At 69.9% G+C, this 1384-nt stretch carries 2 protein-coding genes; both read left to right on the top strand.

Annotated features, from left to right (window positions below):
- On the top strand, window positions 1-568 hold a 568-nt coding region (locus G3O06_RS48160; RefSeq protein ID WP_205820437.1), incomplete at its 5' end, for a tetratricopeptide repeat protein.
- Window positions 569-796: 228 nt separating this feature from the next.
- Window positions 797-1342 (top strand): hypothetical protein, encoded by a 546-nt coding sequence (locus G3O06_RS48155; protein WP_205820435.1) that lies wholly within the window; start codon window positions 797-799, stop codon window positions 1340-1342.
- The last annotated feature ends 42 nt before the right edge of the window (window positions 1343-1384 follow it).

Genomic DNA, 1384 nt, shown 5'->3' with positions numbered 1-1384 from the left:
CCTCGGCATCGCGCTCGTCGATGCGCGCGAACCGGGGCTGCGCGACGAGGGGCGCGGCTGGCTGGAAACGGCCGCGACGGCAGACAGCAAGGCCGACGCGCCGGCCGCCCGGCGTGCGCAGCTCGCGCTCGGCAAGGCGTTGCTGCTCGGCAGCAGCGACATGCCGAAGGACTACGCACGCGCCCGCACGCTGCTCGGCGAAGCGGCCGCGCAGGGCGACCCGGCCGCCGCGTATTACCTCGGGCTGATCTATCGGAGCGGCTACGGCATCGCCGCCGATCCCGTGCAGGCTGCTCACTGGTTCGAGATCGCGTCGCGCGCGGACATCCCGGCCGCGGACTTCATGCTCGCGAACGCGTACCGCGAAGGCAGCGGCGTGCCGCGCGACGAGACGCGCGCGCTGGCGCTGTATCGCCGCGCCGCCGAGCACGAGCTGCCGGAAGCCGTGCAGACGCTCGCGATGGCCTATCGCAACGGCGAACTCGGGCTCAAGCCCGACGCGGACGAATTCCACGCGCAGTGGATCGAGACCGCGCACGCGTTGAAGCATCCGGTCGTCGCACCGTAACGGTTCTTCCGCACGCAAGCGCAAGCGCACGAACCGGCATCACACCGGCTGCATGACGCGCATGCCCCAACGCCCCGCGCATCGATTGCCCGGCAACGGAATCGAGCGCTGGGCGCGGGCGTGCGCGCCGGTTGCATTGCCGCCATCCGGCCGCTCCACGCCGACCGTTCGGCATGCGGCAATGCATTACCATGCAGCCTCACAATAAAACCTGAGAGAACTGCATCCATGTCCCATCGCCTTTCGAGGCTTGGTGCCGCTGCCGTCGGCGCCGTCGCTGTTGCCATTGCCGGCGTGCCGCTCACCGCACTCGCCGCGCCGCCCGCCCAGCCCGACATCTTCAACGCCGCGCTTTGCAAGCCGCCGTTCACGTCGGACCTGATGGACTCGATCTACAACACCGCCAAGGCGGCCGATCCGAAACCGGACGAGTCGATGCTGGGTGCAGCGGTCTATCGCCTGCCGGAGCCGATCCACCGCGACGGCTTCACGACGCAGCAGGTCGTGTTCGTCAGTACCGGAATCGGCGTGCTCGTGGACGGCAAAGTCGCCGACCAGCTCGCGAAACGCTACCAGCTCACCCTCGAGAAGGGCCACTTGCTCGGCGCGTCGTCCGTCGGCTATTCGCGCCGGCTGACGGTCCGTGGCCCGGGCGGTGCGCTGATCCTCGTGTCGGCCCGCCAGGGCCCGGCGCTGAAGGGCAAGACGCTGCTCGCCTGCGAAATGACGTCCGAGGAGGACATCAAGGCGCTGGAGCGGATGGAAAAGCATTGAGGCGCGCGGCGCGGCAGCGCCGCTCGCATGCGGGCCGCCGCG

This window comes from Burkholderia sp. Ac-20345 (assembly GCF_017104825.1).
GTDB lineage: Bacteria > Pseudomonadota > Gammaproteobacteria > Burkholderiales > Burkholderiaceae > Burkholderia > Burkholderia lata_B.
Note: the sequence above shows the minus strand (reverse complement) of the source record. Positions and strands in the feature narration are given on the sequence as shown.